Source organism: Pseudomonas sp. NPDC098740 (genome assembly GCF_044760065.1).
GTDB lineage: Bacteria > Pseudomonadota > Gammaproteobacteria > Pseudomonadales > Pseudomonadaceae > Aquipseudomonas > Aquipseudomonas rossensis.
Genome location: NZ_JBIWAM010000003.1, coordinates 119266 through 145882, shown reverse-complemented (window position 1 = coordinate 145882; position 26617 = coordinate 119266). Strand labels below are relative to the sequence as shown.

The window sequence follows — 26617 nt, the reverse complement described above, 5'->3', positions numbered from 1 at the left end:
CCTTCGTTCGGGTCGATATACTGACGCCCCGGAAAAGATCGCAGCCTTCGGCAGCTCCTACCGTCAGCGTTCACCTAACATTGGGTGAACGCGGTCGGTGTAGGAGCTGCCGAAGGCTGCGATCTTTGCTGTACGGGCTGCGCTAATCTTCTTGGATTGGCCTCTGCGCTTAGGGATATCGACCATGCAATGGATGTTCATGCTGATTGGGCTGGTGCTGGGCTGGATACTCGACGAGTCGTTCAGCGATGCGCTGCTGGGCGCGCTGCTCGGGTTGGGCATTGCCCAGGCCATTCGCATCGGCCGCTTGGGTTCACAAGCTGACGAGCAGCGCCGGCTGCTTGAACAGGCGCAGGTGGCGCTGAATGCGGTCGAGCAACGGTTGGCGTTGCTGGAGGTATCAGGCGTCAAGGCGTCGGAAATCAGCGAGCCGATTGCCAGCGAAGCTGCTGCATCTCCTGAATTCATTCTCGACGAAATCCCTGTCGAAGCCCCGGAGCTGATCTGGGAACTCCCTCCCGCACTGGAACCGATTACCGCGGCCGCCGCCGAAAGCAGCCGTCCAGTGCCCGTCGATGCCTGGAAACCCGAACCGGTCGCCCGCGAGCCGCAACAACCCGCCATCCCACGTGGCCCGAACTTCATCGACCGCGCCATCAGCGGCGCACGCAACTGGCTGTTCGGCGGCAACACGGTGCTGCGGGTCGGTGTGGTGCTGTTGTTTCTCGGCCTGGCCTTCCTGCTGCGTTACGCCACCGAAGGCATGGTGGTGCCGATCGAGTTGCGTTACGCCGGTGTTGCGGCGGCGGCATTGGGTCTTCTGGGGCTGGGTTGGTGGCTTAGAGCACGCAACAGCCATTACGCGTTGATGTTGCAGGGTACCGGGATCGCGGTGTTGTACCTGACCGTGTTTGCCGCGATGCGCCTGCATCCGCTGCTTGATCCCACGGCGGCGTTAGGCCTGCTGGTCGCGGTGACGGTGTTCTCGGCGATCCTCGCCATCACCCAGGATGCCTTGGGTCTGGCTGCCGCTGCGGCACTCGGTGGTTTCGCGGCGCCGATCCTGACCTCCACCGGTGCCGGCAACCATGTCGCGCTGTTCAGCTACTTCGCCTTACTCAACGCCGGCATCCTCGCCATCGCCTGGTTCAAGGCCTGGCGGCTGCTTAACTTGATCGGCTTCGTCGGCACCTTCGGCATCGGTTTCGCCTGGGGCCTGCGTTCCTATACCCCGGAACTGTTATGGAGCACTGAGCCGTTCCTGATTGTGTTTTTCCTGATGTACCTGGCCATTGGTCTGCTGTTCGCCCGGCGCAAATTGCTGGAAATGAGCGACGCACCCGAGGACGGCAGCCGTGAGGCGCTGCTGCACTGGTCGGCGCGCAAGGGCGATTACGTCGACGGCACAATGCTGTTCGGTCCTCCGTTGGTGGGCTTCGGCTTGCAGTTCGCGTTGGTCCAGCACTTGGAGTTCGCCGCAGCCTTCAGCGCGTTGGCGTTGGGCATGATTTACATGGGCCTGGCGCGGTTGTTGATGGGCGGACGAGCGTTGCTGCTGGCGGAAACCTGTCTGGCGCTGGGGGTGATCTTCGCCAGCCTCGCGATTCCGTTGGGGCTCGATGCGCGCTGGACTGCTGCTGCCTGGGCCGTCGAAGGCGCCGGCATCTTCTGGCTTGGCCTGCGTCAGCAACGACCGCTGGCCCGAGCCTTTGCCTTGCTGCTGCAACTGGGCTCGGCGCTGGCGTTTATCAGTGAGCTGCGGATCGGTGAAAGCAGCTTGCTCGACGGTGCGCCGCTCGGCGCGTTGATGCTCGGCGTGGCGTTGTTGTTCAGCTTCTATCAAATGCGCAAAGCCTTGCCCGAACAAGCGTCGGAATGGGAACGCAAAGGGCTGCCCGTATTGGCCTGCCTCGGTCTGACCTTCCTCTATCTGCTGGCGCCGTTGTTCTTCTTCACTCACGGCACGGCGATCAGTTGGGCGCTGGCGGGGTTGGCGACGTTGTTCGTTGGCTTGCGTCTGCAATCGCGCACGTTCCTGTTCACCGCGTTTGCCGTGCAGTTGCTCGGCGGTGCGTTGTTCCTGCTGCGGCTGCAAGGTTCGAGCGGTGAGTCCGCCGCTGTGTTCAACGCGGGTTGGAGCGGTCTGCTGAGCGCATCGTTGATCGGCCTGGCGCTGATCGCCGGGATGTTGCTGGCGGCGCGCGATGAGATGGTCCGAAGCGACGTGCGCTTGCTGCGCGGCTTGTCGGTGGTGTTGCTCGCCGGTCTGGTGTTGATCAATCTGGCGGTGCTGTTCGTCTTGCCTTGGCAAGCGGCGAGTGCCGTATGGGCGGCCAGCGGTCTGTTCATTATCTGGCTGAGTCTGTATCTGAAGCAGCGCGTGAGTTTTGTCTTCGGTTTGCTGTTGCAGGTCATCGGCGGCGCGGCGTTCCTGATGGCCGGGCCTGATTTGCTAGGACCACTTGCGAGCGAAGGATTGAAGCCTCTGGCTCATAGCGGTTTCTGGACACCGCTGGTGTTGGGTTTGGCTGCGATGATTGGCGCCTGGCGCTTGCAGCTCGGCAATCATGCTTCGGCCTTCGATGTGCTGAGCTTGCAGCGTTTGTCCGAAGTGCTGCTGGTGTGGGGCGCGGGGTGGTGGGCGCTGGCGTGGATCAGTGAAGTGCTGCGATTCGCACCGTTGAATCTGCAAGCGACGTTGTTGCTGGCCGTTGCGGCGCTGAGCGTGGCGCTGTGGGCGGTGTTGGCGCTGCGCCTGAAATGGTCGTCGCTGGCCTTGCTCTGCACTTTGCTGATGCCTGCTACCGGTTTGGTGTTGTTGGCTGCGTGGCACTCGCGTTATCACCCGGCGGCCAACGTCGGTTGGCTGGTTTGGGCGGCCGTGTTCGTTGTGCACTTCATCTCCCTGCGGCGTTTGGCGCCGATGTTGCCGGAGCGTGCCCTGAGCGCGGCCCATGTGCTCGGCTGCTGGCTATTGATCGGTGTGTTGGCCCTGGAGCTGCGTTACGGCCTGTTGCTGTTGTCCGAGCAGTACAACGCCTGGCGCTGGTTGGGTTGGGCGATTTTGCCGAGCTTGTATCTGGTGCTGATGGCGGCACCCCGGGCCTGGCCATGGCCGGTGTCGGCTTATTCGCGCGAGTACCGTGTGTACGCGGCGGCACCGCTGGCGTTGCTGATGCTCGGCTGGTTCTGGCTGGCGAACGTCGTCAGCGACGGCGCCGCCGAGCCGTTGCCTTACGTGCCGCTGATCAACCCGCTGGAGTTGGGTCTGCTGTTTGCGCTGTTCGGCGTTTACGTGTGGTCCCGCAGCGCCGTGACGCAACTGGCGATTCGCAAGGACTACTTTGATCACGCCACGCAACTGATCGCTGGCGCCTCGCTGTTTGTGTTCTTCACGGCCCTGGTGATGCGCACTACCCACCATTGGGGCGGTGTGCCGTTCGAGCTGGAGGCGTTGCTCGAATCCATGCGGGTGCAGGCCGGTCTGTCCATCGTCTGGACCTTGATGGCCCTGAGTCTGATGATCGGCGGCCATCTGCGTCATCGCCGAGAAGTCTGGCTGATCGGTGCGGCGCTGATCGGTGTGGTGGTGGCCAAACTGTTCTTTGTCGAATTGAGTAACCGCGGCGGACTCGCCCGGATCGTCTCGTTTATCGGCGTTGGCGTGTTGCTGTTGGTGGTGGGCTATTTCGCCCCGTTGCCGCCCAAGCGCTTTGATGCTGTGCCGGAGGCTGAAAACCCGGCCCCGCAAACCGAAGGAGTGTCGTCTTGAGTCAGAAGCTGAACCGTGTCTGGTTGGGCGCTGTTGCGCTGGGTGTGGCGCTGTCGGCCAGTGCTCAGGAAAAACTGGCGGACTTCGCCACACAGGTGCCGTTGTCGGTCAGTGGCGAAGGTCCGTGGTATCGCCTCGAATTGCCGTTGAGCGTGCAATTGAATGCGCGGCAAACCGATCTCAGCGATGTGCGCGTGTTCAATGCCGCCGGTGAGGCTCAGGCGTATGCCTTGGCGCGCGCGCCGGCGCAGACCAGCGACAACCGTACCCTGACCGACGTGAAGTGGTTCCCGCTGTACAACTCGGCGGACTCCACTGAGCACGCACCGAGCGTGCGGGTGCAATCGAGCGCCAACGGCACGCTGGTCGAAGTGCAGCCGTCCAGTCAGCTGGAGGCGGGTGAAGAAATGCTGCGTGGTTGGTTGCTCGACGCCAGCAGCATCAAAGCACCGTTGCAGCAGTTGATCCTCGACTGGACCAGCGAACGCGACGGCTTCCAGCGTTTCACCATCGAAGCCAGTGACGACTTGCAGCATTGGCAGTCGTGGGGCGAAGGTCAGGTGGCGCGCCTGACGTTTGCCGACGAGCGGGTCGAACAACATGAAGTTGCCTTGCCGGGTCAGTCGGCCCGTTATCTGCGCTTGCTATGGAGCACGCCGCAATCGGCACCGACATTGACCTCGGCGCAACTGCAAAGCGCCAAGACCCGCAGCCTGCCGCTACCGCTTGTCTGGTCGCAACCGCTGGCTGGCAGCAGCGTAAAGGCCGGTGAATACACCTGGCAATTACCCATGGGGCTGAATGTCGAGCGCTTGCAGGTCGAGTTGAGTCAGCCCAACAGTTTGGCGCCCGTGACCTTGTCCGGTCGTCGGGAAAGCAGCCTGCCGTGGCAGGCGCTGAGCAGCGGTTTGCTCTATCGCCTGACCCAAAGTGGCCAGGACGTGGTGCAGAACGAATTGCAGCTGTCGGGGCAAACCGTGCAGCAGTTGAAGCTGACGGTGGACGAGCGCGGCGGCGGCTTGGGGGCAGAGGCACCGACAGTGCGATTCGCCGTGCGCTCCATTCAATTGGTGTTCCTGGCGCGCGGAGCGGGGCCTTATACGCTCGCACTGGGAAGTGCCACGGTGAAGGCGGCGAACCTGCCGCTGTCGACGTTGATTCCGGATTACAGTGCTGCAAAGTTGGCGACGTTGGGCAAGGCTACGGTGGACGGCGGGGCGGTGGCCACGCCAGCGTCGACAGTGACAACGGCTGCGACGATGGACACAAACTGGAAGAAATTCGGGTTGTGGGCGGTGTTGCTGCTCAGTGTTTTGTTTCTGGCCGCGATGGCGTTCAGTCTGTTGCGCAAGCCACCAGTCAAACCCTGAAGGCGGGTGCTGCGCACCCCAATCGCGAGCAAGCTCGCTCCCACAGGGTCCGCGTTTCTCTGTGGGAGCGAGCTTGCTCGCGATAGCGGTTTCCAGGTCGGTAAAAATGCCGGTTTCGAACTACGCTCAACCGGGCGCATGAACTCTATTGGGTGTAACACGTCTGATAGGAGGAAATGCGCCCCGACTCGCGTTAAACTGCGCGGGTTTTTAGCCCCCCATTCCACCGGAGCCTTCCATGTCCCGCGTTACCCTGAGTCGCTATTTGATTGAGCAGACCCGTAGCAACAACACCCCTGCCGATCTGCGTTTCCTGATCGAAGTGGTGGCGCGCGCCTGCAAGGAAATCAGCCACGCCGTGTCCAAAGGCGCCCTCGGTGGTGTCCTGGGCAGCATGGGCACCGAAAACGTCCAAGGCGAAGTGCAGAAGAAACTTGACGTGATCTCCAACGAGATCCTGCTCGAAGCCAACGAATGGGGCGGTCACCTGGCCGGCATGGCGTCCGAAGAAATGGACAATGCCTACCAGATCCCGGGCAAATACCCGAAAGGCGCGTACTTGCTGGTGTTCGACCCACTGGACGGCTCGTCGAACATCGATATCAACGCACCGGTCGGTACTATCTTCTCGGTGCTGCGTTGCCCGAGCGAATACCTGAGCCAGAACGAAGCCTTGAACGAAAAGGCCTTCCTGCAGCCAGGCACCGAGCAAGTAGCTGCCGGTTATGCCATCTATGGCCCGCAGACCATGCTGGTGCTGACCCTGGGTGACGGCGTGAAAGGTTTTACCCTGGACCGTGAAATGGGCAGCTTCGTGCTGACCCATGAAGACATCAAAATCCCGGAGTCCACGCAGGAATTCGCGATCAACTCGTCCAATCAGCGTCACTGGGAAGCTCCGGTACAACGCTACGTCGGCGAATTGCTGGCTGGCGAAGAAGGCCCGCTGAAAAAGAACTACAACATGCGTTGGGTCGCCGCGATGGTCGCGGACGTGCACCGCATCCTGACCCGTGGTGGCTTGTTCATGTACCCACGCGACAGTCGCGAACCCTCCAAGCCGGGCAAGCTGCGTCTGATGTACGAAGCCAACCCGATGTCGTTCCTGGTTGAACAGGCCGGCGGCGCTTCCACCGATGGCCATCAGCGCATCCTCGACATTCAGCCTGAAGGCTTGCACCAGCGCGTAGCAGTGTTCCTCGGTTCGAAAGAAGAAGTCGAACGCGTCACGGCTTACCACAAGGAATAAACCATGACCGCGCCCTGGCAGCCGTTGCTCGAATGGTGGTTCGGAACGCTCGAATCCCCCAACGAAATAGCGGCTGACAAGGGCAAGTTATGGTTCGGCAAGCGCGACAGTCAGGACCTCGAAGCGCGCACGCGTTTCGGGGACTTTGTCGAGCAGGCACTGGCCGGCGGATTGACCGAGTGGGCGCAACGCCCCGAAGGTTGGCTGGCTCTGGTGCTGCTGCTCGATCAACTCCCGCGAATGATCTTTCGCGACACTCCCAAATCCTTTTCAGGCGATCTCAGGGCTCAGGCACTGGTGGCGCAAGGCATTGCTGCGGATTTCGATCGGCAGTTGCGGCCGATCCAGCGGGTGTTCATCTACCTGGTGTTTGAGCATTGCGAGAATCTGGCGGTGCAGAACGAAGCGGTTTCGCGGTTTATCGAGCTGGTGGCGCAGCAGCCTGAGGCTGATCGGGCGGTGTTTGCCGATAACCTGGATTATGCCGAGCGGCATCAGAAAGTAATTGCGCGGTTTGGGCGGTTTCCGCATAGGAATGCGGTGTTGGGGCGGGAATCTACGGCTGAGGAAATTGAGTTTCTGAGCGGGCCTGGGTCTCGGTTCTAACTCTTCGTTGCGGCTTAGGCCGTCATCGCGAGCAAGCTCGCTCCCACATGGGTTCTATGTCGTACACATAATTTGTGTCCAATGAAAATCCCCTGTGGGAGCGAGCTTGCTCGCGATGAGGCCGCAGAGAACGCCTTAGATCCGGAAGCTTCCGACCAACTGCTTCAACCGCGCCGCCTGCTGCTCAAGGTCTGAGCACGCACGCAACGTCGCCTGCAAGTTCTCCACGCCTTCCTGGTTCAACGTGTTGATCTCGGTAATGTCGACGTTGATCGACTCCACCACAGCTGTTTGCTCTTCTGTCGCAGTGGCCACCGACTGGTTCATCCCGTCGATCTCACCGATACGCTGAGTCACGCTGCCCAGACGTTCGCCCGCCTGGTTGGCGATGCCGACGCTGCTTTCGCTCTGGCGCTGGCTGTCGGTCATGGTGATCACGGCTTCCCGGGCGCCGACTTGCAGTTCCTCGATCATCTTCTGCACTTGCTGCGCCGAATCCTGAGTACGGTGCGCGAGGTTACGCACCTCGTCCGCTACCACGGCAAAACCGCGACCGGCTTCACCGGCACGGGCCGCTTCGATGGCGGCGTTGAGTGCCAGCAGGTTGGTCTGCTGGGAGATGCTGGTGATCACTTCCAGAATCTGCCCGATGTTTACGGTGTTGCTGTTGAGCGTTTCGATGTTGCCGCACGAATCGCTGATCTTCGTCGAGAGCTGCTGCATCGCCGCGATGGTTTTATCGACGACTTGCTGGCCGTCTTCGGCCAATGCGCGAGCATCGCTCGAATGCTGAGAGGCGAGGGCGGCGTTCTGGGCGATTTCCTGGGCGGCGGCGCCCAGTTCGTTGATGGCGGCGGCCACGCTGCTGGTGCGCGAGGCTTGCTGGTCGGAGTTGAACATCGACGAGTTCGACGCGGCAACCACACGCAGCGCGACTTCATTGACCAGGCCAGTGGCCGAGGACACCTCGCGGATCGAGGTGTGAATACGCTCCACGAAACGGTTGAACGAGGTGCCCAGCGCGCCGAATTCGTCCTGGCCGTGAATGGTCAGGCGTTTGGTCAGGTCACCTTCGCCTTCGGCGATGTCATGCATGGCGCGGCCCATGGTCAGCAGCGGCTGCATCAGGAAGCTGATCAGCATGCCCAGCAACGCGATGATGATCACCACGGCAATGACCATGGCGATGATCGCCGAGGTGCGGAACTCGCTGAGCATCGAGAACGCGGTGTCATGATCCAGCACCAGCGCCACGTACCAGTCTGCCGAGGGCACACCATTGACGTGGGTAAAGGAGATGAATTGGGTCTTGCCGTCGAGTTCGACTTCTTTCATGCCCGGGCTGACTTTTGGCGCGCCGTTCGGGTAGGCGTCCGTCAGGCTCTTGAGCACCAGTTTGCTGTCCGGGTGAATCAGGATCTTGCCGTCGGCGCTGACGATGAACGCATGGCCGTGGCCGCCGAAGTTCAGCGAGTTGATGATCGCGCTGACGCTGGACAGGTCGATGTCTGCGCCGGCGACGCCGATCATTTGATTCTGATGTTTCACCGGCGTGGCGACGGTGATCACCAGTTTGCCCGACGACGCGGCGATATAAGGTTCGGTGACGATGGTCGTTTGCGCGTTGTTGGCCGCCTTGTACCAGCCACGGGCGCGGGGGTCGTAATCCGCGGCACGATTGCCGGCCGGGACCGAGAACATCACGCCGTCGGTGCCACCGAAGTAGCTCAGCTGGAAGTTGCTGGTGTAGGCCGGCAGGTCGATGGCGCGCTTGAGGTTGGCCAGGGCGCTGCCGTCCACGGCGATCTGCTGGGACAGCGATTGCAGCAACTGAATGCGGCTTTCCAGCCAGGTCTGGATATTGCTGGTGGTCAGGCTGCCGAGTTCCTGCATCGAGGATTCGGTACTGCTGCGCAGGGTTTGCCGCTGGCGGTAGTCGTTGAAGAGGATGAAACAAGCGAATGCAACCGCCACCACGAGGGCAGCAGCCAACAAGATCTTGTGGCTGAACTTCATGTTTCTGGTCATTAAATGTACTACCGCGAAGAGGCTGGTCAACAAAGGGGCGTCAATTTGCCACAGTCGTGGGCTTGCGCTGCTTATATGTCGACTGAGCGGCGGCAAAGATTAGGCGGGTTTTGCGAAAACTAACGAAACACTCAACAGCAAATGAAAGTTCCTGATATTTCACGAAAGACAGACGAGCGGCCCACAAATAGCCGGCCAGCCACGGAACCAGACAGGGGTTTTCTCTTCTAAGCTTCAGCTTGGCAGCCATGCCATTCCCCTTCGCCCCAGGAGCTACACCATGTCGCTGCGTTCTATTGCCCTGCTTTCGTTCTGCGTGTTGTTGGCCGCGTGCAGCAAGGTTAATCAGGAAAACTACTCGAAGCTGTCGTCAGGCATGCCCAAGGCCGAAGTAGAAACCTTGCTGGGCAAACCCGCCGATTGCTCGGGCGCGCTCGGCATGTCCAGCTGTACCTGGGGCGACAAAAACAGCTTTATCAGCGTGCAGTACGCCGGTGACAAAGTGCTGATGTTTTCCGGCCAAGGCCTGAAGTAATCCGGGGCTATGCGCCCACGGGAGAAAAACAATGAAGCGGTTACTGATAGTCCTTTTAGCCGGCCTGGTATTGGCCGGCTGCGCCACGTCTGGCGTAGATCCGTTGGCACCGAAAACTGACAACAGCGTCAATCTCAAGAAGTACCAAGGGACCTGGTACGAGTTGGCCCGTCTGCCGATGTATTTCCAGCGCAACTGCGCGCAATCCGAAGCCCATTACACACTCAAGCCTGACGGCAAGGTGTTGGTGCTGAACCGCTGCCTGACGGCAGACTGGCAATGGGAAGAGGCCAAAGGCGTGGCCTGGCCACAGGAGCCGGGCAAAACCGACAAGCTGTGGGTCGAGTTCGATACCTGGTTTTCGCGGCTGATTCCGGGTGTGGCGAAGGGAGAGTACTGGGTGTTGTACGTCAGCGATGACTACAAGACCGCCATTGTTGGCGATCCGGGCCGCAAGTATCTATGGCTGCTGTCACGGACCCCGACGGTCAATGGTGTAGTGCGTGAAGAACTGCTGAGCAAGGCACGTCAGCAGGGTTACGACACTACCCGGTTGATCTGGCGTGCGACAGATACGCAGATGGCCCAGACCTCTAACTAACGGGTTACCAGTAACCAAATGTGGGAGCGAGCTTGCTCGCGATAGCGGACTGTCAGTCAACATTGATGTTGAATCTGACGGCCCCATCGCGAGCAAGCTCGCTCCCACTTTTGTTTCCGGTGTTAGCCCAACAGATCGCGCAGGACCTTGGTGAAAGCCCGATTGCTCTCTTCTTCGTCCGCATGACGCCCATCACGCACAACCCACTGGCCATTGACCAGTACATCCCGCACCTGGCGATCACCACCGGCAAACAACCAACGATTGAGAATCCCATCGCCACTGGCTGTCGCCAGGTACGGATCGTTGCCATCCAGCACCAGCCAATCCGCACGTTTGCCAACTTCCAGCGCACCAATGGGCTGACCCAACGCCTGAGCCCCGCCATCCAGCGCCGCGTCGTACAGCGTGCGGCCAACCATCGGCTGATCCGCGCCATACAAACGATTACGGCGTTGGTCGCGCAGACGCTGGCCGTATTCCAGCCAACGCAATTCTTCCACCACGCTCAATGACACATGGCTGTCGGAACCGATGCCCATGCGCCCGCCCTGAGCGAGGAAATCCACCGCCGGGAAGATCCCGTCGCCGAGGTTGGCTTCGGTGGTCAGGCATAAGCCGGCGATAGCGCGACTCTTGGCCATCAGCGTGACTTCTTCCGGGTTGGCGTGGGTGGCGTGAACCAGGCACCAGCGCTGATCGACTTCGGTGTTCTCGTACAGCCATTGCAGCGGACGGCGGCCGCTCCAGCTCAGGCAGTCATCGACTTCTTTCTGCTGCTCGGCAATGTGAATGTGCACCGGGCACTGCTGGTCGCTGGCCGCCAGCACTTCGCTGATCTGCTGCGGTGTTACCGCGCGCAACGAGTGGAAACACAAACCCAGCGACTGCGCCGGTTGCTGCGCCAGGATCGGCTGCAAGCGCGACTGAAGCTGGAGGTAGTTTTCGGTGCTATTGATAAAGCGGCGCTGGCCTTCGTTCGGGGCCTGGCCGCCGAAACCGGAATGGCTGTAGAGCACCGGCAGCAGGGTCAGGCCGATCCCGGCGGAACTGGCGGCCTGGCTGATACGTAGCGCCAGTTCGGCCGGGTCCGCGTAAGGCTGGCCGTTGGTGTCGTGGTGTACGTAGTGAAATTCCGCGACCGAGGTGTAACCGGCCTTGAGCATTTCGATGTACAGCTGACGGGCGATGACGCCGAGTTGATCCGGGCTGATTTTTCCGACGAGGCGATACATCAAATCGCGCCAGGTCCAGAAACTGTCATTCGGATTACCCGCCACTTCCGCCAGCCCGGCCATGGCCCGCTGGAAGGCGTGGGAGTGTAGATTCGGCATACCCGGCAGCAGCGGACCGCTCAGCCGTTCGGCGCCATCTGCGTTGGAATCGGCCTGGATATGGGTCAACACGCCATCGGCGCTGACCTCAAGACGTACATTGTTGGCCCATCCACTAGGCAGCAGCGCGCGTTCGGCAAAGAAGGCGGACATGGTTCAGCACCCCATCGTGTGTTATTTGTATATACATATACAGACGTTTGCCTGCTCGGTAAACTCCGGCAAGCTAGCAACTTCAACCAAACGACCAAGGATTAACCGTGCCGACTCCGCCTGCAGTCTCTCCGTTGGCCGCACACATGGGCGACAGTCCGGCGCCCTTGTACGCCCGCGTCAAACAGATGATCACCCAGCAAATCGACAGTGGAAACTGGCCGCCGCACTACCGCGTTCCGTCGGAAAGCGAGTTGGTCAACCAGCTGGGTTTCAGCCGCATGACCATCAACCGCGCCCTGCGCGAGATGACCGCCGACGGTCTGCTGGTGCGCATGCAGGGTGTCGGCACTTTTGTCGCCGAGCCGAAAAGTCAGTCCGCGCTGTTTGAAGTACACAACATCGCCGACGAAATCGCCTCCCGTGGCCATCGCCACACCTGCAAGGTCATCACCCTCGAAGAAGAGGCCGCCGGTTCCGAGCGGGCGCTGGCGCTGGACATGCGCGAAGGCCAGAAAGTCTTTCACTCGCTGATCGTGCATTTCGAAAATGACATCCCGGTGCAAATCGAAGACCGTTTCGTCAACGCACTCGTGGCGCCGGACTACCTCAAGCAGGACTTCACCCTGCAAACGCCATACGCCTATCTGAACCAGGTCGCGCCGCTGACCGAAGGCGAGCATGTGGTCGAGGCGATTCTGGCCGAAGCCAGCGAGTGCAAGTTGCTGCAGATTGAAAAGGGCGAGCCGTGCCTGCTGATTCGCCGCCGCACCTGGTCCGGCCGTCAACCGGTGACCGCCGCCCGTTTGATCCACCCAGGTTCCCGTCATCGTCTGGAAGGACGGTTCCATAAATAGAGAGCCATAAATGAGTCAGTTCAAGGTTCTACGCGCAATAGATTACCCACGCATGCCATGGAAAAATGGCGGCGGCAGCACCGAAGAAATCACCCGCGATGCGGGCACCGGTCTTGATGGTTTCGGCTGGCGCCTGTCGATTGCCGATATCGGCGAGTCGGGCGGTTTCTCGACGTTCGCCGGCTATGAGCGGGTGATCACCGTATTGCAAGGCGACGGCATGACCTTGCGGGTTGATGGTCAGGACACTCGGCCATTGTTACCGCTGGACCCATTTGCTTTCAGCGGCGAGAGCCAGGTTTCCTGCACATTGCTCGGTGGGCCGATCCGCGACTTCAACCTGATTTATGCACCGCAGCGTTATGGCGCACGATTGCAGTGGCTGGACGGCGAGCAGCGGTTTTTCAGCTCGGCAGGCACCGTGCTCGTATTTAGTGTCACCGACGAGCTTGAAGTGAAGGTCGGTAACAGCGACGCACAACTGGGGCGGCATGATTGCCTGCAACTCGATGGTAATGCCGGTCTGCTGGAAGTCTCCAGCAATGGCCCATGCTGCGTGATTGAGCTGACTGCGCGCTGATCCAGAACTCAAGCGACACTATCGCGGGCAAGCCCGCTCCCACAGGTCCAGTGAAGATCCTGTGGGAGCGGGCTTGCCCGCGATGCTTTTCGTCGCCATAAATCCGTTCCCCAACGCGCACCACTTTGTTACCGAACGCCCCAGCGTGGCGCAAAATCACACTCAAGTAACAGCTGCCTCCCTCCGCAAAATCCCCCGCGAAAAATTTCATCTTCGTCTAAACCCTTGATCCAAGGGCCTTCCAGCGTTCAAAAAACTTTTCTTGAACACTCATCCAGCAAGTTGGCCGCTTGATTGCATATGCTTGTATGTACAAGTAAAGACGTATGCGTATGAGTCGATCGAGACTCCTCGCAACGTCCACTGATTCGCTTGTGGCGCTTTGACGCGCACAGGCTGGCTTACCCACCGCCAGGGTTGGTTTGGATTGATCGCTGAGGAGTCTTTTTCGTGACTGACAATACCCAGAAACCTACAAAGTATCGTGACGTTGAAATTCGTGCCGCTCGCGGCAACAAGCTGACCGCCAAGAGCTGGCTGACTGAAGCGCCGCTGCGCATGTTGATGAACAACCTCGACCCGGAAGTCGCCGAGAACCCTAAAGAACTGGTGGTTTACGGTGGTATCGGTCGTGCGGCACGTAACTGGGAATGCTACGACAAGATCGTCGAAAGCCTGACCAACCTGAATGACGACGAGACCCTGCTGGTGCAATCCGGCAAGCCGGTCGGCGTGTTCAAAACACACAGCAATGCCCCGCGCGTACTGATCGCCAACTCCAATCTGGTGCCACACTGGGCGAGCTGGGAACACTTCAACGAACTCGACGCCAAAGGCCTGGCCATGTACGGCCAGATGACCGCCGGCAGCTGGATCTACATCGGCAGTCAGGGCATCGTCCAGGGCACCTACGAAACTTTCGTCGAAGCCGGTCGCCAACACTACAACGATGACCTGAAAGGTCGTTGGGTCCTGACCGCAGGCCTCGGTGGCATGGGTGGCGCTCAACCGCTGGCCGCGACCCTGGCCGGCGCGTGCTCGCTGAACATCGAATGCCAGCAGGTCAGCATCGATTTCCGCCTGAACAGCCGTTACGTCGATGAGCAAGCCACCGACCTCGACGACGCGCTGGCCCGCATCGACAAATACACCAAGGAAGGCAAAGCGATTTCCATCGCCCTGCTCGGCAACGCAGCTGAAATCCTGCCGGAACTGGTCAAGCGCGGCGTGCGCCCGGACATGGTCACCGACCAGACCAGCGCCCACGACCCGCTCAATGGTTACCTGCCAGCCGGCTGGACCTGGGAAGAGTACCGCGCTCGCGCCAAGACCGAGCCTGCTGCCGTGGTCAAAGCCGCCAAGCAATCGATGGCTGTGCACGTTAAAGCGATGTTGGACTTCCAGAAAATGGGCATTCCGACCTTCGACTACGGCAACAACATCCGTCAGATGGCCCAAGAAGAGGGCGTCGAGAACGCATTCGACTTCCCGGGTTTCGTACCGGCTTACATCCGTCCGCTGTTCTGCCGCGGTATCGGCCCGTTCCGTTGGGCTGCGCTGTCGGGCGATCCGCAAGACATCTACAAAACCGACGCCAAAGTAAAAGAACTGATCCCGGACGACGCCCACCTGCACAACTGGCTGGACATGGCGCGCGAGCGCATCAGCTTTCAGGGTCTGCCGGCACGTATCTGCTGGGTGGGTCTGGGCCTGCGCGCCAAGCTCGGTCTGGCGTTCAACGAAATGGTTCGCAGCGGTGAATTGTCCGCGCCAATCGTGATCGGGCGCGACCACCTGGACTCCGGTTCGGTAGCCAGCCCGAACCGCGAAACCGAGTCGATGCAGGACGGTTCCGATGCCGTGTCCGATTGGCCACTGCTCAACGCTCTGCTCAACACCGCGAGCGGCGCGACCTGGGTTTCCCTGCACCACGGCGGCGGCGTCGGCATGGGCTTCTCCCAGCACTCGGGCATGGTGATTGTCTGCGACGGTACTGACGAAGCGGCCGAGCGTATCGCTCGCGTCCTGCACAACGACCCGGCTACCGGTGTCATGCGTCACGCCGATGCGGGTTACCAGATCGCGATCGACTGCGCCAAGGAACAAGGGCTGAACCTGCCGATGATTACCGGCAAGTAACGCAAAACCCTGTAGGAGCTGCCGCAGGCTGCGATCTTTTGGCGTCGTTACGGACGCCGAAGATCAAGATCAAAAGATCGCAGCCTCGTTTCACTCGACAGCTCCTACAGGGACCGAGCGAATTCCAATAACAATCCACAGAGGTTGAATCATGGCTGTTAACAGCGATCGTGCAGGCAGTAAGCCGTTGATCGAGAAACGTTCGATCGACTACATCCCGGAAGCGGAGAGACACGGTCGTCTGTTGAGCCAGTTCACCCTGTGGATGGGGGCCAACCTGCAAATCACCGCGATTGTCACCGGGGCCCTGGCCGTGGTGCTGGGTGGTGACGTGTTCTGGTCGTTGATCGGTCTGTTGATCGGTCAACTGCTCGGCGGTGGCGTAATGGCGCTGCATGCAGCGCAAGGGCCCAAGCTTGGCCTGCCGCAGATGATCTCCAGCCGGGTACAGTTCGGCGTGTATGGCGCAGCCATTCCGATCGTACTGGTCTGTCTGATGTACCTCGGTTTCACCGCAACGGGCACCGTACTTTCCGGCCAGGCGCTGGGCCAGTTGTTTGGCGTTAGCGACAGCGTCGGTATCCTCATCTTCGCCAGTGTCATCGTGCTGGTCACGGTGCTCGGTTATCGGGTGATTCATTTCATCGGCCGTGTCGCCAGCGTCATTGGCGTGATTGCCTTCGTTTACCTGTTCAGTCGCCTGATGAGCCAGACTGACATTGGCGCACTCCTGCAAATCCGCCACTTCAGCTGGAGCAGCTTCCTGCTCGCGGTATCGCTCGCGGCGTCCTGGCAGATCGCCTTCGGCCCCTACGTGGCTGACTATTCACGCTACCTGCCGAGCAAGACTTCCTCGGTGAAAACCTTTTTCGCCGCTGGCGCGGGTTCGGTCATTGGCGCACAGGTGGCGATGATCCTCGGCGTGTTTGCCGCCGCCATGGCCAACGGGCAATTCGCCGGCCACGAAGTGGCCTACATCGTTGGTTTGAGCGGCAGCGGTGCCACCGCTGCGCTGCTGTACTTCAGCATCGCGTTCGGCAAGGTCACCATCTCCACGCTGAACTCCTACGGCAGCTTCATGTGCATTGCGACCGTCATCAGCGGTTTCCGTGGTGACCTGCGGGTAACGCGCTTGCAGCGTCTGGTCTTCGTGCTGGTCATCGTCGGCACTGCGACCCTGATCGCGTTGCTCGGTCAGCACTCGTTCCTCGGTGCGTTCAAGTCCTTCATCCTGTTTTTGCTGGCTTTTTTCACGCCATGGAGCGCGATCAACCTGGTGGACTACTACTGCATCACCCGCGAGCGCTATGACGTGCCGGCGCTGGCCGATCCGAACGGTCGCTACGGCCGTTGGAACCCCCTCGGTATCAGCGTCTATGTCTTCGGTGTGCTGGTGCAACTGCCGTTCATCTCTACCAAGTTCTATACCGGTCCGCTGGTGGACGCTCTGGGTGGTGTGGATATTTCCTGGATCATCGGTCTGGTGCTTCCCGCAGCCCTGTATTACGTGTGCGCGAAAAAATGGCACAGCGCCGTACCCGATCACCTGATCCTGCCAGTCGAGCAGGACAGCGATGCAGCACCTATAACAAGCGGGGCCAGTCGCGCTGCGGCGCGGGCCTGATGGACGTGGACAGGGCTGGATGCCTCTTGACTGCCGTAAGCCAACTCATGATTAGGAGCGTCACACAATGAAATCGAACAAGACCCTGCTGACCACATTGCTTTCCATGGGCCTGCTGGCCAGCGCCGGCGCCACTCAGGCGGCGGGTTGGTGCGAGTCGGGCAAACCGGTGAAGTTCGCCGGTCTGAACTGGGAAAGCGCCATGCTGCTGACCGACGTGATGCAAGTCGTGCTGGAGAAAGGTTACGACTGCAAGGTCGACAGCCTCCCAGGCAACTCCATCACCATGGAAAACGCCCTGAGCAGCAACGACATTCAAGTGTTTGCCGAAGAGTGGGTCGGCCGCAGCGAGGTCTGGAACAAGGCTGAGAAGGCCGGCAAAGTTGTCGGTGTCGGCGCGCCTGTCGTGGGTGCTGTCGAAGGCTGGTACGTGCCGCGCTACGTGATCGAAGGCGACGCCAAGCGCAAGCTGGAGCCTAAAGCTCCGGACCTGAAAGCGATCGCCGATCTGGGTAAATACGCTGCAGTGTTCAAGGATCAGGAAGAGCCATCCAAGGGCCGTTTCTATAACTGCCCGGCGGGCTGGACCTGTGAGCTGGATAACAGCGAAATGCTGAAAAGCTACGGCCTGGAAAGCACCTACACCAACTTCCGTCCGGGCACCGGTCCGGCACTGGATGCCGCGGTGCTGTCGAGCTACAAACGTGGCGAGCCGATCCTGTTCTACTACTGGTCGCCAACCCCGCTGATGGGCCAGGTTGACCTGGTGAAACTCGAAGAGAAACCAGGCGTGGACAAGCGCGTGACCATCAAGGTCGGCCTGTCCAAGACCTTCCACGAGCAAGCCCCGGAGCTGGTGGCCGTGCTGGAAAAAGTCAACCTGCCAATCGACCTGCTTAACCAGAACCTCGGGCGCATGGCCAAAGAGCGGATCGAGTCACCAAAACTGGCGAAAATCTTCCTCAAGGAACATCCTGAAGTCTGGCACGCATGGGTGAGCGAAGACGCAGCCAAAAAGATCGACGCGGCCTTGTAGGTTGAGCCTCTCCGACTGCCCTGAGCGGCAGTCGGATGCTTGATCGCAACCCCTTGATTGAGAGTCTCTTATGTTTCCCGAAAGCTTTACCTTTTCCATCGCCGACTGGGTCAACAGTTGGGTCGATTCGCTGGTCACCAACTACGGCGATGTGTTCCGCAGCATCTCCGACACCCTGTTGTGGGCCATCGTCAATCTTGAAGGCCTGCTGCGCGCGGCGCCCTGGTGGCTGATGCTGGCGATCGTGGCGGGCGTTGCCTGGCACGCGACCCGCAAAGTCGTGACCACCGCCGTGATCGTTGGCTTGTTGTTTCTGGTGGGTGCGGTCGGCCTCTGGGACAAGCTGATGCAGACCCTGGCACTGATGATGGTGGCGACCATCATTTCGGTGATGATCGGCATTCCACTGGGCATTCTTTCGGCGCGCAGCAATCGCCTGCGTTCGATATTGATGCCGCTGCTGGACATCATGCAGACCATGCCGAGTTTCGTGTACCTGATCCCGGTGCTGATGCTGTTCGGCCTGGGCAAGGTCCCGGCGATTTTCGCCACCGTGATCTACGCTGCGCCACCGCTGATTCGCCTGACTGATCTGGGTATTCGCCAGGTCGACGGCGAAGTGATGGAAGCGATCAATGCCTTCGGTGCCAACCGTTGGCAGCAACTGTTTGGCGTGCAACTTCCGCTGGCCCTGCCAAGCATCATGGCCGGGATCAACCAGACGACCATGATGGCCCTGTCGATGGTGGTGATTGCCTCGATGATCGGTGCCCGTGGCCTGGGTGAAGACGTGTTGGTGGGGATTCAGACCCTCAACGTCGGACGTGGTCTTGAAGCCGGTCTGGCGATCGTGATTCTGGCAGTGGTTATCGACCGCATTACTCAAGCGTACGGTCGGCCACGGCATGAGGTGAGCAAATGAACAACGAAGCCATCAGCAAAATCGAAGTCAAAAACGTCTTCAAGATTTTCGGCAACCGTTCCAAGGATGCGCTGGCCATGATCGGCCAGGGCAAAACCAAAGATCAGGTGCTGTCCGAAACCGGCTGCGTGGTCGGCGTGAACGACTTGTCCCTGAGCATCGGCACCGGCGAGATCTTCGTGATCATGGGCCTGTCGGGTTCCGGCAAGTCCACCCTGGTGCGCCACTTCAATCGCCTGATCGACCCGACCAGCGGCGCGATCCTGGTGGACGGCGTGGACATCCTGCTATACGACATGGAAGCCCTGCGCGAATTTCGCCGGCACAAGATCAGCATGGTGTTCCAGAGCTTCGGCCTGCTGCCGCACAAGACCGTGCTGGATAACGTCGCCTACGGCCTGAAAGTGCGTGGCGAGACCAAGCAAATGTGCTCCGAGCGCGCGCTGCATTGGATCAACACCGTGGGCCTCAAGGGCTACGAAAACAAATACCCGCATCAGCTCTCGGGCGGCATGCGTCAGCGTGTGGGCCTGGCTCGCGCGTTGGCGGCGGACACCGACATCATCCTGATGGACGAAGCGTTCAGTGCGCTCGACCCGCTGATCCGCGCGGAGATGCAGGACCAGTTGCTGGAGCTGCAAAAGACCCTGCACAAGACCATCGTCTTCATCACCCACGACCTTGATGAGGCGGTGCGGATTGGTAACCGGATTGCGATTCTCAAGGACGGGCGCCTGATTCAGGTGGGTACGCCGCGAGAGATCCTGCATTCGCCGGCGGATGAGTATGTGGATCGGTTCGTACAGCGGCGGGCTGCGGTGGTCTGACAAATTTGTGGTGACTGTGCTGGCCCCATCGCGAGCAAGCTCGCTCCCACAGGGGAATGCATTCCAAATGTGGGAGCGAGCTTGCTCGCGATGGGGCCGGTAGGGCTGCATCAATATTCAGGTTGTACGGTTGAGGTTAATGATGTCCCAGGCTGAAAAAATCGTTATCGCAGGCGACCACCTGCGTTGGCAGGATGTGGTCGCCGTAGCCCGCCATGGCGCACAGCTTGAGCTGTCGCCACAGGCCTGGGCGCGGATCGAGAATGCCCAAGCGATCGTCCAGCGCATCGTCGTCAGCGGCGAACGTGCTTATGGCGTCAACACGGGCCTCGGCGCCTTGTGCAGCGTCTCGTTGAAAGACGAGCAACTCAGCCAACTGTCGCGCAACACCTTGCTCAGTCACGCCTGTGGCGTTGGCGCTCCATTGGCCGACGAGCAGACCCGCGCGATCATGTGTGCGGCAATCCTCAATTACAGCCAAGGCAAATCCGGCATTCACCGCCGGGTGGTCGAAGCGTTGCTGGCGCTGCTCAATCGCGGCATCACCCCGCAAGTGCCATCTCAGGGTTCGGTCGGTTACCTGACCCACATGGCCCACATCAGCATCACGCTGCTGGGTGTCGGCAATGTCAGCTATCGCGGGCAGATCGTTTCTGCGCAGCAGGCTTTGGCTGAAGAAGGTTTGCAACCGGTTCAGCTCGGTGCCAAGGACGGCTTGTGCCTGGTCAACGGCACGCCGTGCATGACCGGCCTCAGCTGCCTGGCGATTGCTGATGCCACTCGCCTGCTGCAATGGGCTGACGTAATCGGCGCCATGAGCTTCGAGGCCCAGCGCGGGCAGATTGCTGCGTTCGATGCCGAGATCATCGCGCTCAAGCCGCATCCGGGCATGCAGCAAGTTGGCACGAATCTGCGGGCGTTGCTGGATGGCAGTGAAGTGATTGCTTCGAGCATAGGCATCCGCACGCAGGATGCGCTGAGCATCCGTTCTATTCCGCAAGTCCACGGTGCTGCACGGGATCAACTGGCGCACGCGACTCAACAGATCGAAACCGAACTCAACGGCTGCACCGATAATCCGTTGCTGCTGGGCACACCGGACAACTTCCGGGTGGTGTCCCAGGCCAACCCGCACGGTCAATCCGTAGCCTTGGCGGCGGATTTGCTGGCCATCGCCATGGCTGAAATCGGCTCCATCGCCGAACGTCGGCTGGATCGCTTGATCAATCCTCACGTCAGTGGTCTGCCGGCGTTTCTGGTGGCCAACCCGGGGGTGAACTCCGGGATGATGATCGTCCAGTACGTCGCCGCTTCGCTGTGTGCGGAAAACCGCCAGTTGGCGCAACCGGCGGTGCTCGACAACTACGTCACCTCGGGCCTGCAGGAAGACCACCTGAGCCTGGGCACCAACGCCGCGTTGAAGCTGCATCGCGCCCTGGAAAACTGCACGCAGATCCTTGCCATCGAGTACTTGCTGGCGGCCCAGGCGTTTGAATTCCTGAAAGATCAACGCTTCGGCGCTGGCACCGATGCGGCGTGGCGTCTGCTGCGCGAGCGGGTCCCGGCCTACGACCAGGACCGTTGGCTGGCGCCGGACATCGCCGCGGCTGCCGGCGTGTTGAAAGACCCGATTTTGCTGCACAACGCTTTACCGAACCTGAACTGATTTCCACCACACCAGCGTGCCAAGGCGCAGCCCCCCAAAAGGAGGGAAGCGACGGACAACGGAAATCTCCGGAGCGTCTGGTTAGTACTCTTCTTAACAAAAGAAGAAAACTCTCAAAAGGAGAATGATGTGACTGCTCTTAATTTGATTCCCGGCCAACTGAGCCTTGCCCAACTGCGTGATATCTATCAGCAGCCGGTCAAAATCACCCTCGACAACAGTGCCTCGGCGCAGATCGAAGCCAGCGTTGCCTGCGTGGAACAGATCCTCGCCGAGAACCGCACCGCTTATGGCATCAACACCGGTTTCGGCCTGCTGGCTTCGACCCGTATCGCCAGCGAAGACCTGGAAAACCTGCAGCGCTCGCTGGTGCTGTCCCACGCCGCCGGTGTCGGCGAGCCGATCAGCGATGCGCTGGTTCGCTTGGTCATGGTGCTCAAGGTCAACAGCCTGAGCCGCGGTTTTTCCGGCATTCGTCGCGTAGTGATCGACGCGCTGATCGCACTGATCAACGCCGAGGTTTACCCGCACATTCCATTGAAAGGTTCGGTCGGTGCCTCCGGTGACTTGGCGCCTCTGGCCCACATGTCGCTGGTGCTGCTGGGCGAAGGCAAGGCGCGCTACAAAGGCGAGTGGATGGAAGCCACCGAAGCGCTGAAAGTGGCCGGTCTGACTCCGCTGACCCTGGCTGCCAAAGAAGGTCTGGCGCTGCTCAACGGCACTCAGGTTTCTACCGCTTATGCATTGCGTGGTTTGTTCGAAGGCGAAGACCTGTTTGCTGGCGCCCTGGCCATTGGTGGTATGACTGTTGAAGCCGTGCTGGGCTCGCGCTCGCCGTTCGACGCCCGCATCCACGCCGCGCGCGGCCAGAAAGGCCAGATCGACGCCGCTGCCGCTTACCGCGACCTGCTGGGCGAGCGCAGCGAAGTGTCCGACTCGCACCAGAACTGCGAAAAGGTCCAGGACCCGTACTCCCTGCGCTGCCAGCCGCAAGTCATGGGCGCTTGCCTGACCCAGTTCCGTCAGGCCGCCGAAGTGCTCGCCATCGAAGCCAACGCCGTTTCGGACAACCCGCTGGTATTCGCCGCTGAAGGCGACGTGATCTCCGGCGGTAACTTCCACGCCGAACCGGTCGCGATGGCTGCCGACAACATGGCGTTGGCCATCGCTGAAATCGGTTCCCTGAGCGAGCGTCGTATCTCGCTGATGATGGACAAGCACATGTCGCAACTGCCGCCGTTCCTGGTGGCCAATGGCGGTGTGAACTCCGGCTTCATGATCGCCCAGGTGACTGCTGCGGCACTGGCCAGTGAGAACAAGGCGCTGTCTCATCCGCACTCGGTGGACAGCCTGCCGACTTCCGCGAACCAGGAAGACCACGTTTCCATGGCCCCGGCTGCCGGCAAGCGCCTGTGGGAAATGGCCGAAAACACCCGTGGCGTTCTGGCGGTTGAATGGTTGGCTGCGGTCCAAGGTCTGGATCTGCGCGATGGTCTGAAAACCTCGCCAAAACTGGAAAAAGCTCGCGGGATTCTGCGTGCAGAAGTGCCTTTCTATGAGAAGGATCGCTTTTTCGCCCCGGATATCAATGCGGCGAGCGAGTTGTTGGCCACGCGTTGCTTGAACGAGTTGGTGACGGCGAAGTTGCTGCCTAGCCTGTAATGGCCTCTTCGCGAGCAGGCTCGCTCCCACATTGGATTGCGTTGAACCTGTGGGAGCGAGCTTGCTCGCGATTCGATTTTGCGTCGAATAAGAATAATTAAGGACGAGCAATGCATCAGACAGAAAAGGGTTTGAAACGCGGGCTCTCTGCCCGACATATTCGCTTCATGGCACTGGGGTCGGCGATCGGCACCGGGCTGTTTTACGGTTCTGCCTCGGCCATTCAAATGGCCGGGCCCGCGGTGCTGCTCGCTTACCTGATCGGTGGCGCGGCGGTGTTCATGGTCATGCGCGCCCTCGGCGAGATGGCGGTGCACAATCCGGTGACCGGCTCTTTCGGCCACTACGCCAGCACCTACCTGGGGCCAATGGCGGGCTTCATTCTCGGTTGGACCTACGCGTTTGAAATGGTCATCGTCGGCATGGCCGACGTCACCGCATTTGGTATTTACATGGGCTTCTGGTTTCCGGAAGTGGCCCGCTGGATCTGGGTACTGGGCATCGTTTCGGTGGTCGGCGGCTTGAACCTGTGCAACGTCAAAGTCTTCGGTGAAATGGAGTTCTGGCTGTCGTTGCTCAAGGTCGCGGCCATCGTCGCGATGATCCTGGGTGGCTTCGGCATCATGCTGTTCGGCATCAGCACGGCGCCTGGCGCCCAGGCGACCGACATCAGCAATCTCTGGAGCCATGGCGGCTTCATGCCCAATGGCGTGGGCGGCCTGATCGCTTCGTTCGCGGTGGTGATGTTTGCGTTTGGCGGCATTGAAATCATCGGCGTGACAGCCGGTGAAGCCAAAGACCCGCAGCGCGTGCTGCCCAGGGCGATCAATGCCGTACCGTTGCGTATCCTGCTGTTCTACGTACTGACGATGTTCGTACTGATGTCGATCTTTCCATGGCAGCAGATCGGTAGCCAAGGCAGTCCATTCGTGCAGATTTTCGACAACCTGGGGATCAGCTCGGCGGCGACCATTCTCAATATTGTGGTGATCTCGGCGGCGGTGTCGGCGATCAACAGTGACATCTTCGGCGCTGGCCGCATGATGTACGGTCTGGCCCAGCAAGGGCATGCGCCCAAGGGCTTCGCCCGCTTGTCGCGCAATGGCGTGCCATGGATGACCGTGGTGGTAATGAGTGTCGCGTTGCTGTTGGGCGTGCTGCTGAACTACCTGATTCCGGAAAACGTATTTCTGTTGATCGCCTCCATCGCCACCTTTGCGACGGTGTGGGTCTGGTTGATGATTTTGTTCACCCAAGTGGCCATGCGTCGTTCCATGAGTGCCGAGCAGGTCGCCCAACTGAAATTCCCGGTGCCGTTCTGGCCCTATGCGCCGATGGCGGCGATTGCCTTCATGCTGTTCATCTTTGGCGTGCTGGGCTATTTCCCGGACACCCAGGCGGCGCTGATCGTCGGTGTGGTCTGGATTGTATTGCTGGTGCTGGCCTACCTGACGTGGGTGAAACCGGCGGCAGGGAAGGCAGTACCGGTGGAGCAGGAACCTTCTTTTTCTCATCGATAACCTAACGGAGGCCACGGATGAAAACTCTCTGGCAACACTGCCACGTCGCAACCATGGCGCAAGGCGTCTACTCGATCATCGAGGATGCGGCCATCGTGACGTCAGGTGCGCACATTGAGTGGATCGGCCCGCGCGGTGAACTGCCGCCGGGTGAGTACCCGGCAGTCAATGATCTTAAAGGGGCCTGGGTGACGCCGGGCCTGATCGACTGCCACACCCACACGGTGTTCGGCGGTAACCGCAGCGGTGAATTCGAACAGCGTCTGCAAGGCGTCAGCTATGCAGAAATCGCAGCGGCCGGTGGTGGCATCGCCAGCACCGTGCGCGCCACTCGCGCGGCCACTGAAGACGAGCTGTTCGCTAGCGCCGCCAAGCGTCTGAAGAGCCTGATGCGCGACGGCGTGACCACGGTCGAAATGAAATCCGGCTACGGTCTGGACCTGGCCAGCGAACGCAAGATCCTGCGGGTCATCCGCCGTCTCGGCGCCGAACTGCCGGTCAGCGTGCGCAGCACCTGCCTGGCCGCTCATGCCTTGCCGCCGGAATACGCGGATCGTGCCGACGACTACATCGATCACATCTGCGCCGAGATGCTCCCGGCCCTGGCCGCCGAAGGGCTGGTGGATGCGGTGGATGCGTTCTGCGAGTACCTGGCGTTTTCGCCGGCGCAGGTTGAACGGGTGTTCATCACCGCGCAACAACTCGGTCTGCCGGTGAAGCTGCACGCCGAACAGTTGTCGTCGTTGCATGGTTCGAGTCTGGCGGCGCGTTACCACGCACTGTCGGCCGATCACCTGGAATTCATGACCGAAGACGACGCCATCGCCATGGCCAAGTCCGGCACCGTCGCGGTGCTGCTGCCCGGCGCCTTCTACTTTCTGCGGGAAACCCAATTGCCGCCGATGGAGGCTCTGCGCAAACACGGGGTGAAAATCGCCATCGCCAGCGACCTCAATCCTGGAACTTCACCGGGGCTGTCGTTGCGCTTGATGCTGAACATGGCGTGCACCTGTTTTCGCATGACTCCGGAAGAAGCGCTGGCCGGTGCAACGATTCATGCTGCCACCGCGTTGGGCATGGCTGAAACCCACGGTTCGCTGGAAGTCGGCAAGTGTGCAGATTTCGTCGCCTGGCAAATCGATCGTCCGGCCGACCTGTCGTACTGGCTGGGCGGTGACCTGGAAAAACGCGTCGTGCGTCACGGCGTTGAAGTGAGCATTTAGGAGAACAGTTGTGGATAAGGTTCTGAACTTCAAACAAGGTCGCGTGCCGCTGCTGATCAGCATGCCCCACGCCGGCCTGCGCCTGACCCCGGCGGTCGAAGCCGGGTTGATCCCCGACGCGAAAAGCCTGCCGGACACTGACTGGCATATCCCGCAGCTCTATGAATTTGCTGCCGAGCTGGGTGCCAGCACCTTGGCCGCCGAGTACTCGCGTTTTGTCATCGACCTGAATCGACCGTCTGACGACAAGCCTTTGTATGTCGGTGCCACCACCGGCCTGTACCCGGCGACGCTGTTCGACGGTATTCCGTTGTTCCGCGAAGGGCATGAGCCGTCAGCGGCGGAGCGGGCGACGTATCTGGAGCAAGTCTGGACGCCGTACCACAGCACTTTGCAGAACGAGCTGGCGCGACTGAAGGCTGAGTTCGGCTACGCGCTGCTGTTCGATGCGCACTCGATCCGCTCGATCATCCCGCACCTGTTCGACGGCAAACTGCCGGACTTCAACCTTGGCACCTTTAACGGCGCCAGTTGCGATCCACAGTTGGCCACTCAGCTGGAAGCCATCTGCGCGCGCCACGGCGATTACAGCCATGTGCTGAACGGTCGCTTCAAGGGCGGGCACATCACCCGGCATTACGGCAATCCGGCCGAGAATATTCATGCGGTGCAACTGGAGTTGGGCCAGTGCACGTACATGGAAGAGTTCGAGCCGTTCCGTTATCGCCCGGACCTGGCGGCGCCGACACAGGTGGTGCTCAAGGAATTGCTGCAAGGGCTGTTGGCCTGGGGCCAAAAGCACTACAGCGCATAAGATCAAAAGATCGTCCGAACGCGGCCCGAACCTTCGGCAGCTCCTACATTGGCCGTGTGAAAACCCGATCTTGTAGGAGCTGCCGAAGGCTGCGATCTT

21 protein-coding genes are annotated in these 26617 nt (G+C 60.4%); 18 read left to right on the top strand and 3 right to left on the bottom strand.

The window, feature by feature from the left end:
• Positions 1-184: 184 nt before the first annotated feature.
• The 4 genes from ACIQU2_RS05030 (at position 185) to ACIQU2_RS05015 (ending at position 6997) form a co-directional block, all read left to right on the top strand.
• A complete protein-coding gene (locus ACIQU2_RS05030; protein WP_403139082.1) occupies positions 185-3772 on the top strand; it encodes a DUF2339 domain-containing protein in 3588 nt (1195 codons plus the stop codon).
• Positions 3769-5142 (top strand): DUF3999 domain-containing protein, encoded by a 1374-nt coding sequence (locus ACIQU2_RS05025; protein WP_403139080.1) that lies wholly within the window; start codon positions 3769-3771, stop codon positions 5140-5142. Before ACIQU2_RS05030 ends, ACIQU2_RS05025 begins: the two co-directional genes overlap by 4 nt.
• Positions 5143-5380: 238 nt before the next feature.
• Complete coding sequence (locus ACIQU2_RS05020) at positions 5381-6391, top strand: class 1 fructose-bisphosphatase (protein ID WP_403139077.1); 1011 nt, start codon at positions 5381-5383, stop codon at positions 6389-6391.
• 3 nt (positions 6392-6394) lie between these two features.
• Positions 6395-6997: a DUF924 family protein gene (locus ACIQU2_RS05015; protein WP_403139074.1), complete on the top strand. Its 603-nt coding sequence runs from the start codon at positions 6395-6397 to the stop codon at positions 6995-6997.
• A 135-nt stretch (positions 6998-7132) separates the two neighbouring features.
• Here ACIQU2_RS05015 and ACIQU2_RS05010 read toward each other — a convergent pair whose 3' ends face one another.
• Together ACIQU2_RS05010 and ACIQU2_RS05005 are read right to left on the bottom strand one after the other, a co-directional pair.
• Entirely contained in the window at positions 7133-9025 is a 1893-nt protein-coding gene (locus ACIQU2_RS05010) for a methyl-accepting chemotaxis protein (RefSeq protein WP_403139071.1), read from the bottom strand.
• Positions 9026-9065: 40 nt separating this feature from the next.
• Complete coding sequence (locus ACIQU2_RS05005; RefSeq protein ID WP_347802169.1) at positions 9066-9275, bottom strand: hypothetical protein; 210 nt, start codon at positions 9273-9275, stop codon at positions 9066-9068.
• A gap of 30 nt (positions 9276-9305) precedes the next feature.
• Between ACIQU2_RS05005 and ACIQU2_RS05000 the strand changes: the two genes are divergently transcribed.
• Entirely contained in the window at positions 9306-9560 is a 255-nt protein-coding gene (locus ACIQU2_RS05000) for a lipoprotein (protein ID WP_046052167.1), read from the top strand.
• 31 nt (positions 9561-9591) lie between these two features.
• Positions 9592-10161: a lipocalin family protein gene (locus ACIQU2_RS04995; protein WP_403139068.1), complete on the top strand. Its 570-nt coding sequence runs from the start codon at positions 9592-9594 to the stop codon at positions 10159-10161.
• 122 nt (positions 10162-10283) lie between these two features.
• On the opposite strand, the gene ACIQU2_RS04990 is transcribed toward ACIQU2_RS04995, so the two are convergent.
• Positions 10284-11648: a formimidoylglutamate deiminase gene (locus tag ACIQU2_RS04990; protein ID WP_403139066.1), complete on the bottom strand. Its 1365-nt coding sequence runs from the start codon at positions 11646-11648 to the stop codon at positions 10284-10286.
• Positions 11649-11794: 146 nt separating this feature from the next.
• On the opposite strand from ACIQU2_RS04990, the gene hutC reads away from it, so the two are divergent.
• The 12 genes from hutC to hutG all read left to right on the top strand — a co-directional run bounded on the left by hutC (position 11795) and on the right by hutG (position 26518).
• Positions 11795-12505 (top strand): histidine utilization repressor, encoded by a 711-nt coding sequence (gene hutC / locus ACIQU2_RS04985; RefSeq protein WP_177326944.1) that lies wholly within the window; start codon positions 11795-11797, stop codon positions 12503-12505.
• A gap of 10 nt (positions 12506-12515) precedes the next feature.
• Positions 12516-13085 (top strand): HutD family protein, encoded by a 570-nt coding sequence (locus tag ACIQU2_RS04980; RefSeq protein WP_403139063.1) that lies wholly within the window; start codon positions 12516-12518, stop codon positions 13083-13085.
• Between the two features lie 450 nt (positions 13086-13535).
• A complete protein-coding gene (hutU, locus tag ACIQU2_RS04975; RefSeq protein ID WP_403139060.1) occupies positions 13536-15224 on the top strand; it encodes a urocanate hydratase in 1689 nt (562 codons plus the stop codon).
• 151 nt (positions 15225-15375) lie between these two features.
• Entirely contained in the window at positions 15376-16848 is a 1473-nt protein-coding gene (locus ACIQU2_RS04970; protein ID WP_403139058.1) for a purine-cytosine permease family protein, read from the top strand.
• A 67-nt stretch (positions 16849-16915) separates the two neighbouring features.
• On the top strand, positions 16916-17884 hold the full coding sequence (locus ACIQU2_RS04965; RefSeq protein ID WP_347802175.1) for an ABC transporter substrate-binding protein: 969 nt from the start codon (positions 16916-16918) through the stop codon (positions 17882-17884).
• Between the two features lie 70 nt (positions 17885-17954).
• On the top strand, positions 17955-18806 hold the full coding sequence (locus tag ACIQU2_RS04960) for a proline/glycine betaine ABC transporter permease (RefSeq protein WP_283189675.1): 852 nt from the start codon (positions 17955-17957) through the stop codon (positions 18804-18806).
• Positions 18803-19633, top strand: a complete 831-nt coding sequence (locus ACIQU2_RS04955) for a glycine betaine/L-proline ABC transporter ATP-binding protein (protein ID WP_403139054.1) — start codon at positions 18803-18805, stop codon at positions 19631-19633. Before ACIQU2_RS04960 ends, ACIQU2_RS04955 begins: the two co-directional genes overlap by 4 nt.
• A gap of 142 nt (positions 19634-19775) precedes the next feature.
• Positions 19776-21299, top strand: a complete 1524-nt coding sequence (gene hutH / locus ACIQU2_RS04950) for a histidine ammonia-lyase (RefSeq protein WP_403139051.1) — start codon at positions 19776-19778, stop codon at positions 21297-21299.
• A gap of 129 nt (positions 21300-21428) precedes the next feature.
• Positions 21429-22961 (top strand): histidine ammonia-lyase, encoded by a 1533-nt coding sequence (hutH, locus tag ACIQU2_RS04945; RefSeq protein ID WP_403139049.1) that lies wholly within the window; start codon positions 21429-21431, stop codon positions 22959-22961.
• Between the two features lie 110 nt (positions 22962-23071).
• Positions 23072-24481, top strand: coding sequence for an amino acid permease (locus ACIQU2_RS04940; RefSeq protein WP_403139047.1), 1410 nt, complete (start codon positions 23072-23074; stop codon positions 24479-24481).
• 17 nt (positions 24482-24498) lie between these two features.
• The gene (hutI, locus tag ACIQU2_RS04935) at positions 24499-25704 is read left to right on the top strand and encodes an imidazolonepropionase (protein WP_403139044.1); all 1206 of its coding nucleotides are present in this window, start codon (positions 24499-24501) and stop codon (positions 25702-25704) included.
• Positions 25705-25714: 10 nt separating this feature from the next.
• On the top strand, positions 25715-26518 hold the full coding sequence (gene hutG, locus ACIQU2_RS04930) for an N-formylglutamate deformylase (protein ID WP_347802180.1): 804 nt from the start codon (positions 25715-25717) through the stop codon (positions 26516-26518).
• The last annotated feature ends 99 nt before the right edge of the window (positions 26519-26617 follow it).

Excerpts from the sequence above, each read along its gene's own strand:
- ACIQU2_RS05030 (WP_403139082.1), top strand. The coding sequence starts at position 185 with ATGCAATGGATGTTCATGCTGATTGGGCTGGTGCTGGGCTGGATACTC.
- ACIQU2_RS05020 (WP_403139077.1), top strand. The coding sequence starts at position 5,381 with ATGTCCCGCGTTACCCTGAGTCGCTATTTGATTGAGCAGACCCGTAGC.
- ACIQU2_RS05015 (WP_403139074.1), top strand. The coding sequence starts at position 6,395 with ATGACCGCGCCCTGGCAGCCGTTGCTCGAATGGTGGTTCGGAACGCTC.
- ACIQU2_RS05010 (WP_403139071.1), bottom strand. The coding sequence starts at position 9,025 with ATGACCAGAAACATGAAGTTCAGCCACAAGATCTTGTTGGCTGCTGCC.
- ACIQU2_RS05005 (WP_347802169.1), bottom strand. The coding sequence starts at position 9,275 with ATGGCTGCCAAGCTGAAGCTTAGAAGAGAAAACCCCTGTCTGGTTCCG.
- ACIQU2_RS05000 (WP_046052167.1), top strand. The coding sequence starts at position 9,306 with ATGTCGCTGCGTTCTATTGCCCTGCTTTCGTTCTGCGTGTTGTTGGCC.
- ACIQU2_RS04995 (WP_403139068.1), top strand. The coding sequence starts at position 9,592 with ATGAAGCGGTTACTGATAGTCCTTTTAGCCGGCCTGGTATTGGCCGGC.
- ACIQU2_RS04990 (WP_403139066.1), bottom strand. The coding sequence starts at position 11,648 with ATGTCCGCCTTCTTTGCCGAACGCGCGCTGCTGCCTAGTGGATGGGCC.
- hutC (WP_177326944.1), top strand. The coding sequence starts at position 11,795 with ATGGGCGACAGTCCGGCGCCCTTGTACGCCCGCGTCAAACAGATGATC.
- ACIQU2_RS04980 (WP_403139063.1), top strand. The coding sequence starts at position 12,516 with ATGAGTCAGTTCAAGGTTCTACGCGCAATAGATTACCCACGCATGCCA.
- ACIQU2_RS04970 (WP_403139058.1), top strand. The coding sequence starts at position 15,376 with ATGGCTGTTAACAGCGATCGTGCAGGCAGTAAGCCGTTGATCGAGAAA.
- ACIQU2_RS04965 (WP_347802175.1), top strand. The coding sequence starts at position 16,916 with ATGAAATCGAACAAGACCCTGCTGACCACATTGCTTTCCATGGGCCTG.
- ACIQU2_RS04960 (WP_283189675.1), top strand. The coding sequence starts at position 17,955 with ATGTTTCCCGAAAGCTTTACCTTTTCCATCGCCGACTGGGTCAACAGT.
- ACIQU2_RS04955 (WP_403139054.1), top strand. The coding sequence starts at position 18,803 with ATGAACAACGAAGCCATCAGCAAAATCGAAGTCAAAAACGTCTTCAAG.
- hutH (WP_403139051.1), top strand. The coding sequence starts at position 19,776 with ATGTCCCAGGCTGAAAAAATCGTTATCGCAGGCGACCACCTGCGTTGG.
- ACIQU2_RS04940 (WP_403139047.1), top strand. The coding sequence starts at position 23,072 with ATGCATCAGACAGAAAAGGGTTTGAAACGCGGGCTCTCTGCCCGACAT.
- hutI (WP_403139044.1), top strand. The coding sequence starts at position 24,499 with ATGAAAACTCTCTGGCAACACTGCCACGTCGCAACCATGGCGCAAGGC.